General features: G+C 50.8%; 14 protein-coding genes. 6 read left to right on the top strand and 8 right to left on the bottom strand.

The annotated features are described in order from the left end of the window. Positions 1 to 50: 50 nt before the first annotated feature. From OO017_RS17445 to OO017_RS17435, 3 genes are all read right to left on the bottom strand, one after another. On the bottom strand, positions 51 to 944 hold the full coding sequence (locus OO017_RS17445) for a carbohydrate kinase family protein (RefSeq protein ID WP_266053980.1): 894 nt from the start codon (positions 942 to 944) through the stop codon (positions 51 to 53). 2 nt (positions 945 to 946) lie between these two features. Then, positions 947 to 2,311 (bottom strand): sugar porter family MFS transporter, encoded by a 1,365-nt coding sequence (locus tag OO017_RS17440; protein ID WP_266053979.1) that lies wholly within the window; start codon positions 2,309 to 2,311, stop codon positions 947 to 949. A gap of 473 nt (positions 2,312 to 2,784) precedes the next feature. Further along, positions 2,785 to 3,024 carry a DUF3820 family protein gene (locus OO017_RS17435; RefSeq protein ID WP_266053978.1) on the bottom strand — a complete coding sequence of 80 codons (240 nt, stop codon included), beginning with the start codon at positions 3,022 to 3,024 and terminating at the stop codon, positions 2,785 to 2,787. A 147-nt stretch (positions 3,025 to 3,171) separates the two neighbouring features. Between OO017_RS17435 and OO017_RS17430 the strand changes: the two genes are divergently transcribed. Continuing rightward, the gene (locus tag OO017_RS17430) at positions 3,172 to 4,422 is read left to right on the top strand and encodes a multidrug effflux MFS transporter (RefSeq protein ID WP_266053977.1); all 1,251 of its coding nucleotides are present in this window, start codon (positions 3,172 to 3,174) and stop codon (positions 4,420 to 4,422) included. A gap of 690 nt (positions 4,423 to 5,112) precedes the next feature. Here the strand turns inward: OO017_RS17430 and OO017_RS17425 are convergent. From OO017_RS17425 to OO017_RS17415, 3 genes are all read right to left on the bottom strand, one after another. Continuing rightward, positions 5,113 to 5,562 (bottom strand): GNAT family N-acetyltransferase, encoded by a 450-nt coding sequence (locus OO017_RS17425; protein ID WP_266053976.1) that lies wholly within the window; start codon positions 5,560 to 5,562, stop codon positions 5,113 to 5,115. Between the two features lie 126 nt (positions 5,563 to 5,688). After that, positions 5,689 to 6,660, bottom strand: coding sequence for an aldo/keto reductase (locus OO017_RS17420; RefSeq protein ID WP_266053975.1), 972 nt, complete (start codon positions 6,658 to 6,660; stop codon positions 5,689 to 5,691). Between the two features lie 82 nt (positions 6,661 to 6,742). Then, positions 6,743 to 7,366: a carbonic anhydrase family protein gene (locus OO017_RS17415; RefSeq protein ID WP_439651321.1), complete on the bottom strand. Its 624-nt coding sequence runs from the start codon at positions 7,364 to 7,366 to the stop codon at positions 6,743 to 6,745. Positions 7,367 to 7,669: 303 nt separating this feature from the next. Here OO017_RS17415 and OO017_RS17410 point away from each other — a divergent pair, with 303 nt between their 5' ends. Next, the gene (locus OO017_RS17410) at positions 7,670 to 8,203 is read left to right on the top strand and encodes a YceI family protein (protein WP_266053974.1); all 534 of its coding nucleotides are present in this window, start codon (positions 7,670 to 7,672) and stop codon (positions 8,201 to 8,203) included. Between the two features lie 88 nt (positions 8,204 to 8,291). Here the strand turns inward: OO017_RS17410 and OO017_RS17405 are convergent, their stop codons facing one another. Beyond that, a complete protein-coding gene (locus tag OO017_RS17405; protein ID WP_266053973.1) occupies positions 8,292 to 8,792 on the bottom strand; it encodes a DUF4168 domain-containing protein in 501 nt (166 codons plus the stop codon). A gap of 344 nt (positions 8,793 to 9,136) precedes the next feature. Between OO017_RS17405 and OO017_RS17400 the strand changes: the two genes are divergently transcribed. The 3 genes from OO017_RS17400 (at position 9,137) to OO017_RS17390 (ending at position 12,463) form a co-directional block, all read left to right on the top strand. Next, positions 9,137 to 9,622 (top strand): hypothetical protein, encoded by a 486-nt coding sequence (locus OO017_RS17400; RefSeq protein WP_266053972.1) that lies wholly within the window; start codon positions 9,137 to 9,139, stop codon positions 9,620 to 9,622. Between the two features lie 611 nt (positions 9,623 to 10,233). Then, positions 10,234 to 12,000 carry a chloride channel protein gene (locus tag OO017_RS17395; protein ID WP_266053971.1) on the top strand — a complete coding sequence of 589 codons (1,767 nt, stop codon included), beginning with the start codon at positions 10,234 to 10,236 and terminating at the stop codon, positions 11,998 to 12,000. Positions 12,001 to 12,181: 181 nt separating this feature from the next. Beyond that, positions 12,182 to 12,463 (top strand): hypothetical protein, encoded by a 282-nt coding sequence (locus tag OO017_RS17390; protein ID WP_266053970.1) that lies wholly within the window; start codon positions 12,182 to 12,184, stop codon positions 12,461 to 12,463. Between the two features lie 132 nt (positions 12,464 to 12,595). Here OO017_RS17390 and OO017_RS17385 read toward each other — a convergent pair whose 3' ends face one another. Next, on the bottom strand, positions 12,596 to 14,794 hold the full coding sequence (locus tag OO017_RS17385) for a M3 family metallopeptidase (RefSeq protein WP_266053969.1): 2,199 nt from the start codon (positions 14,792 to 14,794) through the stop codon (positions 12,596 to 12,598). Positions 14,795 to 15,128: 334 nt separating this feature from the next. On the opposite strand from OO017_RS17385, the gene OO017_RS17380 reads away from it, so the two are divergent. After that, a complete protein-coding gene (locus OO017_RS17380) occupies positions 15,129 to 15,575 on the top strand; it encodes a hypothetical protein (RefSeq protein ID WP_266053968.1) in 447 nt (148 codons plus the stop codon). The last annotated feature ends 80 nt before the right edge of the window (positions 15,576 to 15,655 follow it).

Here is a 15,655-nt window from a genome sequence, read left to right as displayed (position 1 = left end):
TGTTTTTCTTTGGATGGCTGTATGGCTATACTTCATTTGGGTGCGGTAGCTTAGGGTTTTAGCTGGTTTTGAAGCTTGGTAAGTTGGGCCAGGTCGGTGCGGGGAGTGGCGCCTTTCTGCGTAGCCACATAAGCGCCTACCAGGCATGCCTCCTGCAGGGCTTTTGCAAGGGGCTCCCGGTGCAGATAGTTTTTGAGGAAGGTTGCCAGGAATGCATCGCCGCTGCCAATCGTGTCCTCCACCTCCACCCGGTAGCCCTCATGCTCCTGGTAGCCGGCCTCGGAGAGTACCGCCGCCCCATTTTCGCCCCGGGTCACGAGCAGCAGCTGCAGGTCGAAATGCTGCTTTATGGCCTCCATCCGCTCCCGCTCGCTGCCCGACCAGCTAAACCATCCCGAGATTTCCTCCAGCTCCTGGTGGTTCATTTTCGCGACATCGGCAAAGCCCAGCAATACTTTCATGCGCTCCGCATCGTAGTAGGGCGGGCGCAGATTCACGTCCATTACCTTGAATCTGGCTTGCTCCAGGTAGCGCAGCAGCGTTTCGCGGGTGGTGGGGGTCCTGGCCGACAGGCTCCCGTAAATAAAGACATCGCTGGCAGCCACCAGCCCGGCCACCTGCTCATCGTACTGTATGTAATCCCAGGCAACAGGCTCCACAATTTTGTAGGTCACCTCGTTTTTATCAGAGATATTCGCCTTTACGATGCCTGTTAAGTGGGTTTTACCCGTCTGTATCCACTGTGTCGATACTTGCTTCTCTTCCAGGAAGTTGAGCAGTTCTCTACCTAGGTCGTCGCTACCTACGCGGCTGATGACAATAGGGGAGAAGCCGTTGTAAGCCAGATGGATTGCGACGTTCATGGGGGCACCGCCGGGCATCTTGCCGCTCGGCAGTATATCCCAGAGCACCTCCCCGAAGCATATGATCTGTGGTTGTTCCATGGCTAATGCGTTTCGGTATACCCTATTGCCTCAACAGCAGGCTGGGGCTCTACCTTGTTTCCTATCTCCTCCAGCGAGACGCCCTTTGTCTCCGGCATTATTTTCCAGACGAACAGGAGTTGCAGCACCATCATCACCGCGAAGATCAGAAAGGTGCTACCTCCGCCCAGTGTGTTGGCTATGTACGGGAAAACAAAGGCGATAACGGCGGCCATGAACCAGTGGGTGAAGCTGCCCAGCGCCTGTCCGCTTGCCCGCACGCTGTTCGGGAAGATCTCGGATATGAACACCCAGATAACCGCACCCTGCGAGAAGGCGAAGAAGGCGATATAACCAAACAGGCAGAGCGGCACGAACAACCCGAAACTCTCGGTATAAAATGCCCAGGAAACCATACTTAGGGTGATGATCAAGCCGACGGAGCCGATGAGCATGAGCGTTCTGCGGCCCGCGCGGTCAATGAAGTTAAGGCCGACCAGTGTGAAGATCAGGTTCACCAGCCCGATACCGGCCGAGGAGAGAAGCGCGGCCTCCTTGCCCAGGCCCGTCATTTCGAATATTCTTGGGGCATAGTAGATGATGGCGTTGATACCCGACACCTGGTTGAATACCGCGAATAGTACCGCCAGCATTACCGGAAAGCGATGCTGCCTGGAAAAAAGCCCCGCCACTGCCCCCTTGCTGGCAGCTGTGTCACGGGCTTCTACGATTGCGGTCAGCTCAGCCTCAGCAGTAGCCGGGTCTATCTGATTCAACACAGCTTTTGCTTTCTCAATCGCGCCTCTCTTAACAATGAGCCAGCGCGGACTCTCGGGCACCAGCAGCACAAGCCCCACGAAAACGGCAGCCGGCAAAGCCTCCACACCCAGCATCCAGCGCCAGGCTGAGCCGCCGACTTGCTGCAGCAGGTAGTTAGATAGGAAGGCGACAAGGATGCCGAACACCACGTTGAACTGAAACATGGCGACCATCCTGCCCCGGCTTTTGGCGGGGGCTATCTCGCTGATGTACATGGGGGCCGCAACGGAGGAGGCACCCACACCCAGCCCTCCGATAAACCGGAAGAACAGGAAGGTATACCAATCGGTGGCCAGGGCAGATCCTGCCGCGGATACCAGGTACAGGACACCGATCCAGAATAGCGTGGTTTTGCGGCCATACCTGTCTGACGGAATGCCGCCGAACAGCGCGCCGATGACCGTGCCAACCAGGGCAATGGAAACGGTTAGGCCATGCTGAAACACATCGAGCTGCCATACTTGCTGTATAGCCTGCTCAGCACCTGAGATAACGGCGGTATCAAACCCGAAAAGGAAGCCTCCGAGTGCCACTGTAACCGACCAAAACAAAATTTTTCTGTTGTTCATGTGCAGTTTGTTTTAAAAAGTAGTTAAGGGCCAGCAAGATTGTTGATCAGTTTTCGCCAATTCCGGCCTGCGGTTCCCCGGGTGTAGAGATATCCGTTCATGATGACCAGCCTTGCTGAACACGTTGTCAGCATTCCAGGAAATAAAAAGTATAAATTGGGGCAGAGGCCCAAAGCCTTAAGTATGAACTATATATGTTTCTTGAATTTAGTCAAAATTTGCAAAGCCTCCCTTTATTTCGGAATGATTTTTTTTTGACCGGAGGGCTTTGGCTATCTGAAGCCATTGAGCAGGAAAGCAGGAGCTATCGGCTTTGTGTAAAGCGACTTACGATTAGCTGAAGGGGCTGGATTGCTGGCCTAAGGTAGCGGGAAGTATGGCTTTTTGTAGCAGGGCAGGAGGGACGCGTTTTTTTCAGGCTTCTGGGGTACCTCCAGCCTGGATTGCGGGGTGAGCAACAGACTGCGGACGGCTTAGCGGCGGTTGCGCCTGAGCGGTGTAAGGAGGTATTCCAGGCCGTTGGTCTTGATCTCGAAAATGGTGGCCAGCTGCATGCCCAGCTTACCCGGCGGGAAACCCTTGCTGTGAAGCCACTCCAGGTATGACACCGGCAGGTCGCAGAGCAGGACGTCTTTATACTTGCCGAAAGGCATGCGGTGCTGTACCAGTGCCTGTAAAATATTGGGGTTGGGTTGGGCCTCGGGGGTATGCATGGCAGGCAAGGTAAACATTCCGAAACATTGCGGCAAGTAAAAGGTTATATACCTCTGTGCGCTGGCGGCACCATCGGCTTTGGCCGGAAAGGCAGCAGCGGCAAAGATCAATTTATGTTGTAACTTTGAGGCGATTTTAAAACCTTCATGACGCGTAGACAATACTTCATCATCATACTTATCCTGGGTTCGCTGGCAACTATCAGTCCTTTCTCGATTGATATGTACCTGCCCGGCTTCCCGGCCATTGCCGCTGACCTGAACGCTACCATAGCGCAGGTGCAGCTTTCGCTCACGGCTTACCTGGTGGGCATCTCGGTAGGGCAGCTGCTCTACGGCCCGCTGCTGGATCGCTTCGGGCGCAAAAACCCCTTGTACGTCGGTTTGGCCATTTACGTCCTTACCTCGCTGGCCTGTGCCTACACCGAGTCCGTTGACTCGCTTATCCTCATGCGTTTCCTGCAGGCCATTGGCGGCTGTGTGGGTATGGTGGCAGCCCAGGCGCTGGTGCGCGATATCTTCCCGGTCAATAAAACGGCCCAAGCTTTCTCGCTGCTGACACTGGTAATCGCCGTGTCGCCGATGGTGGCGCCAACGGTGGGAGGCTACGTAACGGCCGCATTTGGCTGGCATGCCGTGTTCGTTATACTTGCCGTTATCACCGCCCTGATCATGCTGGGCGTGTACTTCGCGCTGCCGGAGGGGCGGCAGGCCGACCCGTCCATCTCCCTGAAACCGAAGCCGGTGCTGAAAGGCTTCCTGACCGTGATGAAACAGGAGCAATTCCTGCTCTACGCGCTGGCAGGAGGCATCGCCACAGCGGCTCCCTTCGCCTACATAGCCGGCTCTGCAGACGTGTTCATGAACATTTACCGTGTAAGTGAGCAGGAGTATGGATGGATCTTCGCCTTCCTGGCCTTCGCCATGATCGGCTCCACGCAACTCAACCACGTCATCCTGAACAGGTTTAAAAGCGAGCAGGTAATTAACTTCACGCTCTTTTACCAGACGGCTATTGGGGTACTGCTGGTGGTGGGTACCTACTATGGCTGGTTCGGCAAGTTTACGCTGATCGGGCTGCTGTTCATCTTCCTGACGGGCCAGGGGCTCCTGAACCCGAATGCCACGGCGCTCTCTCTGGCCCCGTTCACCAAGAACACAGGCAGTGCGGCTGCATTGTTGGGGAGTTTCAGGATGGCGATGGGCGGTTTGATGTCGGCTGCGGTGAGCGTACTGCATAACGGCTCTACGCTACCCATGGTCAGTGTGATGGCAGGCTGCTCGATCGTAGGGCTTACGCTGCTGCTGTTGGGCAAACGCACCATCCGCTTCCGCGCCAGTCGCCGCGCTGTGGAGGAGGATACTTCGGTGCTGGTATCCACAGGGCAGGAGCATTAAGCAGGCGTTTACTTTAAGCCGGCGCGGGTTTTCGAACCCGTGTCTTTTTTGCATAGTCCAATCTATACTTTATAACTGTTGTTGATCTCTAGATCTTACTTTTCACGGCTATACTTTCATCGCCGCTGCTTCCTTTAACTCGAACCAAGCTATCCATACTAGCCACGGTTCATCCATGGCCTTACAACTTGCTTGTTCCATTTCTTACTTTGGCTCCCTCAGGCCCGGGAGGGCTCGTCCTCGGGCATCGCGCTGTGTACATTTCCTTTGCTCCTGCGTCGCAATGCCTCGCTGCCGCTCGTCACCGGAAATCTACAAGGCGCTCAACCCAAGGACTGGGATCAGATTCGATAGCCACCGCTGATGGAGTTCTAGCCAAGTCCCCCTTTGAAGGGGGTAGGGGGATGAAATCGTTCCCAGAAATGCCTCTTTGAAGTCGCAGATCCCGGACTTGATTCTGGAGGGGTAGGGGGATGATAATCGTTCCCGGATTCCCCTCTCGGGAGGGGCAGGGGTGGGTTTGTACATCTTCCGGACTTAACGGATGCTTGCACCAGCAAAGGGATCAGGAGTTAGGTTTACACCTGCAAGCACAGGTCGCGACCTGCCCAGGCGATACCTGTTGCTTTGACAATTTATACTTTAGCCAAAGCAGTTTCAGAAATCGACTTAGCGGTTAAGAGGAAAATCTTACTCCTTCGTCATCTTGATGTGGTCGATGCCATCCTCGTCGTAAACCGGGCCGGATTGCACAAAACCGAAGCTCTCGTAAAACCCTTTGGCGTAAAGCTGCGCACCGATCTTGATAGGGCCTTGGCCATAAAGGCGGTAGCACTCCTCGATCGAGTAATCCACCAGAATTCTTCCCACACCTGTACCGCGCACGGCCATACTTGTCACGATGCGGCCAATGGACATAATGCCTGGATAAGACACACCCTGCGGCACCAGCCGTGAGGTAGCCACCAGTTCGCCATCTTTGTAAATGAGCAGGTGCTGGCACTGCTGGTCTTTGTTGTCCATGTCCAGGAACACGCAGTTCTGCTCTACTACAAAAACCTCGCTGCGCAGGCGCAGCATGTCATACATTTCGTACGGGGTAAGCTCCTCAAAGGCTTTGCTGATCTTGGTAAGGCTCATGTGGGGTAAACTAAATTTGCAATACGATAGGGCAAAGATACACATAACATGTGTCAAGTAGCCATAAAAAAGCCGCTGCAGTAGTGGCAGCGGCTCTGGTTATACTTTATACTTTGAAGCTTCTCCTTACTGCGACCACTCGGTTGGCTGGCGGTCCCAGCGGTGGCCTTTCAGTTCCTGCACCAGTTCCTTCGGCAGGCCTTTGCCATCGCTGCTGGCCAGGTTGGCCTCTACGTGGTTGGCTTTGCGCATGCCCGGTATCGTGGTGCTGATCTGCGGGTTGCTCAGGATGAAACGCAGCGCCATCTCGGCCATCGTCATACCTTGCGGCACCAATGGGCGGAGCTTTTCGGCGTGGTCTACGCTGCTGTTCAGGTTCTCAGGCACGAAATAGGTGTTGCGCCAGTCGCCTTCCGGGAAAGTGGTGTCCTTGGTGAGGTTGCCGGTCAGGGTGCCCTCGTCAAAAGGAACGCGAGCGATGATGCCGATGTCCAGCTTCTCGCAGAGCGGGAACAGTTCATCCTCCGGCGCCTGGTCGAAGATGTTGTAGATCACCTGCACAGCGCTGATGTGGCCGGTACGCAGGGAATTCAGCACGTTTTCCGGTTCCCAACGGTTTACGCTGATGCCCATGTGCTGTATCTTGCCGTCGGCCTTCAGCTTTTCCACAGCGCGTTGCCACTCCTCGTGCTCGGCCCAGCTGTCTTCCCACACATGGAACTGCTGCAGGTCGATGGTCTCCACGCCCAGGTTCTTCAGGCTTTTCTCGGTATATTCAACGATGTGGCTCGCCGGGAAAACATCCTCCAGCTTAAACTCCGGCCGGGAAGGCCAGGTAAAGTTCTTGGGCGGAATCTTGGTGGCGATGTACAATCGCTTTTCGGAGTGGCGCTTGAGCAGTTTGCCCAGCAACTCTTCGCTGTGGCCCTCGCCGTAGCCCCAGGCCGTGTCGAAGAAGTTGCATCCGCGCTTCACGGCCAAATCCAGAGAGTGCTCCGACTGCCGGTCATCCGACTCCGTCCAGCCGGCCATGCCCCACATGCCGTAGCCTACTTCGCTTATTTCCCAGCCTGTGCGGCCAAATCGTCTGTATTGCATAAGTGTAGTTTTTTTGGTAGATCCCTAAAATACGAAAAGCTGCGGAAGAAATACAGCTTTATACTTTGTTGGTGAAGATGGCTTACTCGTAAAAGTCCACTTTGCCGGTTTCCACGTTATACATGCCGCCGATAATACTTAACTCGCCCTTTTGCTCCATTTCCGCCAGAATGGGACTCTCATCCCGCACGCGGTCTATCATCAGGTGCACGTTGTTTTCGGTTACACGGTACACAAACTCCGGGTTCTTGCTGCTTCTGTCGGAGGTGGTGGCGGTCTCTCGTTCAATGGCCGGCTCTATCTTTTTCAGCAGTCCGGTCAGGTTCCCCATTTCTACGTGGTCGCAGGCCCCTGATATGGCGCCGCAACGGGTATGGCCCAATACCACTACTACTTTAGAGCCAGCTACTTTGCAAGCGAATTCCATACTTCCGAGGATGTCTTCGTTCACCACGTTGCCTGCCACCCGGGCACTGAAGATGTCGCCCAGCCCCTGGTCAAAGATCAGCTCTGCAGATGTTCTGGAGTCGATGCAGCTGAGAATGATGGCAAAAGGAAATTGTCCGGTGGAGGTTTCGTTTACCTGTTGCAGCAGGTTTCTGTTGGCCTTTAGGTTATTTACGAAGCGCTCGTTTCCTTCTTTCAGGAACTGGATCGCCTTCTCCGGCGTCATGCTGCTCTGTGTTCCTTTCGTGTGTACCCTCATTACGGTTGTTTGAGTTAAATAAAATTGATCGAAGGCAGCCGAGGCTTAGCCAACCTTCAAAGATAACATAATTGGCAAAGTATAAATCTGTTTACCAAGTATAGCCGGGGCTGCGAAACATTTTGGTTAATTATATGTATATACATAAAATGTAGGTACTTCAGAATTGGTGTTCCTGTAAAAGATGGTGCATGTAGTTGAGGCACGCATAACGTAATGTTTGTAACTACGTTAATCTTATTCCTACAACGTTCCTATATACAGCGCATTAAAGTGTAAATCTCTTAATTAAAACAGATAACTATGGCTACAACAAAATGGGTGTCAGACCCAACCCACAGTGAAGTACAGTTTAAAGTAAAGCATCTGATGATTTCCACGGTGACCGGTTACTTCGGTAAGTTCAATGTGGAGGTGGAGACGGAGGAGGATGACTTTACCAAAGCATCCCGCATCGTTTTTACTGCCGATGTTGACTCCATCAGCACCAACAATGAGCAGCGCGACACACACCTGAAGTCAGCTGATTTCTTTGATGCGGCCAACCATGAGCAGGTACGGTATGAGGGCAAGAACTTCGAGAAAGCAGGCGAGGACGAGTACAAACTGCACGGCGACCTCACTATCCGTGGCACTACCAAACCGGTAACAGTAAACGTGGAGTTCGGTGGTATTGTGGTAGACCCATATGGCCAGACCAAAGCCGGCTTTACCGTAACCGGAAAGATCAATCGCAAGGATTTTGGGCTAACCTGGAGCGCCGTGACGGAGGCTGGCAGCGTAGTGGTAGGTGACGATATAAAGCTTAACAGCGAAATTCAGCTGGTGAAGCAATAATCCATACTTCTAAAGTACAAGTATAAAAGGAAAAGCTCCGGATGTTTAAATCTGGAGCTTTTCCTTTTATACTTAATGGCAGTGGAGCTTATTTCTTCTCCGCTATCAGCCTTCTGATCTGGTTCTGCACTTCCGGGTTTTCCCGGTAGGCCTTCATAAGGGCGTCATACTTCTCTTGCGTAAGGCCCTGCTCTTCTATGGCTTTCTGAATTTTATCTTTTGTTTCAGGCTGTAGCTTTACCACCTCCTGGGCTGCGTTGCTGAAAGCAGCGATCTCATCCGGGTTCTCAGCCACTTCTTCCAGCTTCTTGGAGCGGTGTGCCTTAGCCAGCTCATTAAAACGATCTAAGGTGAGGCTGTTCTTCTCGATAACGGCGACCATCGTGTCGCGGCTTGCCTTCTGGATTTCGGTAACGGCAGTGTTAGCCTCTACAAACTTCTGGAGGTCATCTTCAGAGTAATCTTGTGTCTGCTCTTGGGCGGCTCCGTCTGGTGCAGCGGTTGCATCCTGGGCATAAGCCGCACTGCCGAAACACATCGTTGCCATTACAAACGCGGCTGCAATAGTCCCTTTCTTAATGAATACCATAAAGGATTTTTTGGATTGGGTGAAAAGATTGATTTAAAAAGGATAAACTCATCTGCCTCCCAGCTTCCTTATTAGGATGCAGAACGAACTGCCGTTATCCCTGTTACAGGCCGGCATGTTTATCCCGTTCAGCTAAATCTAATCATTTAATATGGCAAAGTCAAAGTATAGGGTTGGGCGAATAGAAATTCAAAGGATATACACTGGGGATATTTGGTATTTATAATATTTTATTGGCTTTTATGATATGGCATTAGATATTTAATGGGTGTAAAATAAAAATATATCTTTGCTTAATTATATGCGTAATATATCTGATTATATATACTCTTAAGCTGTTTTGTATGAAAAATTTATTATTCTTAATCATGTTACCAGTTATTATGCTTTTTTCCTGTAAAGAGGATGATCCTGAGCCAGCGGAAAAGCGTGGTCAAATCATTTTGGACATTAAAAAGCAAACGAAAGATTCATCTGGGAAAATCGGAGTTAAACCCCAGTATGCAACAGTTTATGTGTGGAATGCTGAAAATAGGAATTTTGATGTTGATGCTTCTGGAACGGATGTTTACTTAGGTTACGCTCTTGATAACACTTCAAATTCCTTTAAAACATCAGATTATGGGGCTGTTGGCTATAGAATGGATGAGAAAATAGAACCTGGTAAATACTTTATATTTGTTATGCTACCAAAGTCTTCAAGTAGGGGTAGTCTAGCTAATTCTTACACGTATTTTGAGGTAAAAGCAGGAGAGGCGCTGGAGATGGAAAAAATATTCAGTCACGATATAGAATCAGAACAAACAGAGGCATGGGATAAGAATAAATAGCACAACAACTTCCTTTAGTGTATGTATTGATCACTTAAGAAGGGGAAGATGATATTGAAAGTATTAAGTCTAGCAACCGTTATAAAATACTTGATTTTTCTAAATAAAAATTCCTTTTGTAGGGAAGCGCTTCAAACTTTTGAAGAGTCTTATCTTCTACCCGGCTAATCTTCATAATCCCATCCCAAAGCGTTGCAAAGGCAGGCCGGGGATGGGATTACGTCTTATTAGTATCAACAAGTATAAAGTTATTTAGGCATTATTGATCTTATTAGAATCAATCTAATGAACTAGTGTTGTTAAAAAACATTACAACAATACTAATGGTGTGTAGAATATCATTAAAAACTGCAACTGCCATTAAACACTTTTCTCTTTACTCGTGGCAGTAATTGGCTTTCATTGCTTTATTTTCTTGAGTTGACCCGCATTTTACTATTAGTCTAACACAAAACATTTTTGCAGCTATTTTCCTAAACTTTCGTTGTCGGATAAGGAATGAACCGATAAGCACCTTTTAGATGGTGAAGAATACCGTTTAAAGTATAAAAGCTTTACATTGGTAGGCGTTTACTTAGGATGAAAAACAGAGGCTGTACGAACAGGAGTACATGAGCAGACCAAACCGATACCAGCTGGCATTTTTAAAGTGGCGCAGAAGGCAGAGCAATAACCGCATTATGCCTTTTATGCTGAGCGTGGTGGTTGGCCTGATCGTCGGGCTCTCGGCAATTCTTATCAAAACCATCATCTTTTACATAGAGCAGTACGCGGTATACTTTGCCCCTAAGCTGTTGTACTTCCTGCTGCCTTTGGTGGGCTTTCTGTTGGTAACGTTCATCAACCGCACAATTTTCAGTAAAACAGCCTATTTTGGCGGCGCACGACATGTCATAGAAGCGATCGAAAGTCACTCTTCCATCATCCGCTTAAGGCTTATCTACTCAAAATTCATTACCACAGGCTTAACCATTGGCTTTGGCGGGAGCTCGGGGGTAGAGGCGGCCATTATTTCAAGTGGGGCGGCGGTTGGCTCTAACGTGGGGCGTTTTCTGGGGCTGGGCTACCGCCTGCGTACCCTTCTGATCGGGTGCGGGGTGGCGGCCGGTATTTCGGCGGTGTATAACGCGCCTATGGGGGGCTTCATCTTCGCCCTCGAAACCATACTTCCCGAGTTTACCCCCACGCTGCTGATCCCGCTGTTGGTTGCCGCCGCCGCCGGAAAAATCCTCTTTGAGTTCATTATGGGGGAGCATTTGCGGTTCCAGGTGCCACTAACCGATTTCGCCTATGAGCAGATTCCGCTTGTGGTTTTGTTGGGGGTTCTGGGGTGGCTGATGTCAAACTACCTGCTTAAAACGTATAGCTACTGCGCCCTGGCATTTTCTAAGATCAAAAGTGCTTACCTGCGGGCGTTGGTGGGCGGCGTTGCCCTGGGAAGTATAATTTTTCTGCTGCCGCCCATGTACGGGGAGGGGTATGTAAGTATAAACGCCTTGCTTAACAATGAGGAGCGATCGCTTTTCGTGAACTCACCGCTGGCCGTACTGCCTAACACTGTGTGGTTTAACCTGTTTTTCTTCTTCCTGATAACAATGGTGAAGCCCATAAGTACGGGCATTTGTGTGAACTCCGGGGGAGAGGGGGGGTACTTTGCACCGTCTATTATTACGGGAGGTCTTTTGGGGTTCCTGTTTTACAAAGTGGCGGTGCTGGCCTTTCCGTTCTACAGCCTAAACCCCGCCACCTTTATGTTTTTGGGCATGGCCAGCGTTTTCGCCTGCATCATGAACGCCCCGGTAACGGCCATCTTCCTTGTGGCCGAAATTACCCAGAGCTACCAGTTGTTTGTGCCGCTGATGCTGGTGTGCGCCGTGTCATACTTTCTGAAATACTACGTGGAGAACCTGCGCAAGAGCGTGGTGCAACCCACAGGCCAAAGCAAAGCGCTGCGCGTTGACCGTATTTTGCTAAACCAGCTAAGTATAAAGCAGTTGGTAGAGGAAGATAACGAACCCGTAATGGAGAAAGATAGTTTCAGGGATGTGGTAGAGAGTTTCTCCAAATCGAACAAAGATGTGCAACAGGTGCTGGATGAGCGGGGAGTGCTGCAAGGTATCATCACACTCAATGACTTGCGGCAGCGCCTGGGCGACACCTCCACCTATGATACCGTAACGGCCCGCGACCTGATGCACCCGCCCGAGGCAGTGGTAGAGATTGATGAGACGGCTGCAGAGGTACTGGATAAGTTTGATGCCTATAAACTGTGGTCGTTGCCAGTGGTGAGAAAGGGGAAGTTTAAAGGTTTTATCTCCAAAAGCCGCCTGCTGACGCAGTACCGCAAAGAGCTTACACGTGTAAACAGGTTTTTTTAGATCAGCCTTTTCTTAGGCCCTGTGGTTATACTTTTACGGTGCTTTTTACTGCGAACAGGGCCGGATATGGCTGCGGCTGCAAAACAGGCAACAAGCCTGATGCAGGCCTCTTTTCCATAACATAAAGATAGCCTGCTGCGTTTGTACTGTAATAAACTAAAAATTAAAGCAACAGTAGACTATGGAAACATCAGTGAATGACCTGAAAAACAAAGCTGACAAAATGAACCCGCAGAAAACTGAAGGTCCTGTGGCCGCAGCAATAGAAGAGTATACCGCCAGAATCCCATCAGACATGTATCTGTGGGCAGCGTTAGGCTCCATGGCTGTGTCTGCTACACTTAAAGTGCTCAGAAAAGACGAAGAAGCATTATTTGTAGGACAATGGGCCCCATCCTTCCTGCTGCTTGGCGTCTATAACAAACTTGTAAAACAGCTTGGCAAGGATAAATACAGAGACTAAAGTATAAACTGCATCCGGAAGGAGCACTTTAATCTGATACAAAGATAAAAAGCCCTGCAAACATTTGGTTTGCAGGGTTTTTTGTGTTCAGTGCCTGCATCGCAAAGTATAAATCTGCGTGCAGGAGTAAGTTTACTTCTTAGACTGCGGCTCCGGTACCGGGAATCCACGGTCACGCATCAGCGCATCGATCTTGGCGTCGCGGCCACGGAACTTGCGGTACGCTTCGGCTGGGTCCATGGAGTTGCGCGGGGCAAACAGGTACTTCACGAGCCTGGCGGCCACTTCCTTGTCGTAGAATCCGCCTGGCGCCTCGGCAAAGGCCTCGGCTGCGTCTGAGGTCAGCACATCGGCCCACAGGTAGCCGTAGTAGCCAGTGGCGTAACCCTCCCCGGAGAACACGTGCCCGAAGTGCGGCGAACGGTGACGCATCACGATCTCTTTCGGCATGTTCAGTTTAGCCAGCGTCTCACGCTCAAATTTGTCTGGGTCAAGGCCTTCCGGGTCAGCCAGGTGGAAATGCATATCCATCAGGGCAGAAGCCAGGAACTCAGTAGTCGCGAATCCCTGATTAAAGGTAGAGGCCTTTTTGATTTTGGCCACCAGTTCTTTCGGCATCGGCTCTCCGGTCTTATAGTGCTTCAGGTACTGGTTTATCACCTTGTCAGTAGACAGCCAACGCTCCAGCAACTGCGACTGGAACTCCGTGTAGTCGCGTACGCCGCTGTTCAGGGTAGGGTACTTCACGTTAGATGCCAGGAAGTGCAGCGCGTGGCCGAACTCGTGGAAGAACGTCTCCGCATCATCCCAGGATACCAGCACAGGCTCGCCCGGGGCAGGCTTCACAAAGTTAGAGTTGTTAGAGGCCAGCACGGTCTCTTTGCCATCGAACGTAGTGAAGGCGCGGTACGTAGTGGCCCATGCACCGGAGCGCTTGCCCTGGCGCGCGAAAGGGTCGAGGTACCACAGGCCGATGTGCTCGCCAGTGGTTTTATCCGTCACTTCCCATACTTTCACATCCTCATGGAAGACAGGAACAGAACCCTCCGGCACCGGTGTGAACTTGAAGTTGAACAGCTCCCCGGCTGTAAAGAAGATCGCCTGCGTCAGGTTGCCCAGTTCCAGGTACTGCTTCACCTCGTCAGAGTTCAGGTCATACTTCTGCTGGCGCACTTTCTCGGCGTAGTAGCGGTAATCCCAGGGTTCAATGGTAATCTTGGTCTTGCTTGTCTTGTTGGCGATTGCCTGCATGTCGGCCACTTCCTCCTTCACGCGGGCAAGGGCGGCAGGCCAAACAGCTTGCATTAGGTCCATGGCCGCCTCAGGGTTTTTAGCCATGCGATTCTGCAGGCGCCACTGTGCGTAATTATCGTAGCCCATCAGCTTCACGCGTTCGTTGCGCAGCTTCAGGATCTTGGCGATGTTCTCGTTGTTGTCGTTCGCGTCGCCGTTGTCGGCGCGGGAGTAGTAGTTCTTCCATACTTTCTCACGCAGGGCACGCTCATCAGAGTAAGTCAGGAACTGGTCCATGCTGGAGCGGGTATTGGTGATGGCATACTTGCCTTCCTGCCCGCGGTCGGCTGCCGCTTTGGCCGCTGCCTTCACAAACGACTCCGGCAAACCGCCGATCTGGTCCTTGGTCAGGTATACCACATACTTCTCTTCGTCGGCCAGCACGTTGTTGGAAAACGAAGTATAAAGCGACGAAAGCTCCTTGTTGATGGCTGCATAGCGCTCTTTTGCCTCCGGGCTCAGGTCAGCGCCCTCCATGGCAAAGCCTTCATACACCAGTTGCACCACGCGCTGCTGGTCTGCCGGAAGCGGATTCTTCTTAGAGTTTTCGTAAACGGTTTTAATGCGCTGGAACAGCTTCTCGTTCTGAGAGATCTTGGAGCTGAACTCAGATATCTTCGGCGCCATCTCCGCCTGTATCTCGCGGAACTCCGGCGTAGATACGTTGCTGCTCCAGATGCCGTAGTAGGTAAACACTCTGTTAAGTTCCTCGCCGGCTCTCTCCATCTCCTCAATGGTATTCTCGAAAGTGGCGGGCTGTGGGTTGTTTGCGATGGCTTCGATCTCGGCCAGGTTCATGGCCATGGCTTTTTCCATAGCAGGCTTCAGGTCGGCCAGGTTCATTTTATCGAAAGCCGGAACGCCGCCGTAAGGGCCTGTCCACTCTTTAAGCAGTGGGTTGGTTTCCTCTTGCTTTTGCTCAACCGCAGCCTGTGTCTGCTGCGACTGCTCCTGCGTTTGCACAGAGGTGCAACTCGCCAGTGCCAGCAAAGCCAGCAAGCCAGATTTCTTGCCGGCTGTTAAAATTTGCTTTTGCATAGATTTTTAAATTGGATGAAAAATGCCTTTTTCAGGCGTGTTTATTCGAATGAAGCACAAGATACGAAAAACAACTTAATGCCCCCTTTCGCCCGGAAGAATGAATGAGGTTGATTTTCAGGCTAAAATTGGTTTCCGCATACTTCAGGCATTTTAGTCGCAAACTTCGTGCAGAAATTGACATTTTGTAATAAACATGGCTTCTGATACGCTACAAAATAATGGTTGGCAGGTATATTATAATCCTTGGATTCGTATATCTGCCAACCATTAAAGATAGTAGCAGTTAATAGTATATAGCATCTGCCTATACTTGTAAATTTAAGCTTACTAAATGAGCGAAGCCAGAAAGGATAAGATAGTGTATGAAGAAGTATACCAGAATGGATTTGTGGCCATGCTGTATAACGCTGCACATTCGCTTTTAATAGTTAAGTGGAAACGCCAAATAGACCTGGAGGAGCGAAAAGAGGGTTTTCTGTGGGGGCTTGATTTTTCCATCAAGTATAACGTAAAGATTTGGCTGATAGATGATGAGGAGATATTCGTGATAACCCAGCAGGAGCAAAAGTGGGTGGAGAACGACTGGACTGAAATGGTAGCGAAGTCTGGCATCAGGAAAATTGCCGTCTACCACCCGGACCACTACAACAGCCTCATGGCTTTTACGGATTTTACACAGCGGGCTCAAAAAAACTACCAGCATCACGGTGCTACCCGTCACGAGGTATTTACCGATATGCCGACGGCCCTGAAATGGCTGCTGACGGAGCAGAATTAAGTTAAAAAACGTTTTGTTGCTTTAGTGCCGGCTTAAAAATCCTTATACCTTTCCTTTGCCGCTATTTTACAGGAATGTAA

Origin of the sequence: Pontibacter anaerobius (assembly GCF_026241195.1) — a bacterium.
Lineage (GTDB): Bacteria > Bacteroidota > Bacteroidia > Cytophagales > Hymenobacteraceae > Pontibacter > Pontibacter anaerobius.
Note: the sequence above shows the minus strand (reverse complement) of the source record. Positions and strands in the feature narration are given on the sequence as shown.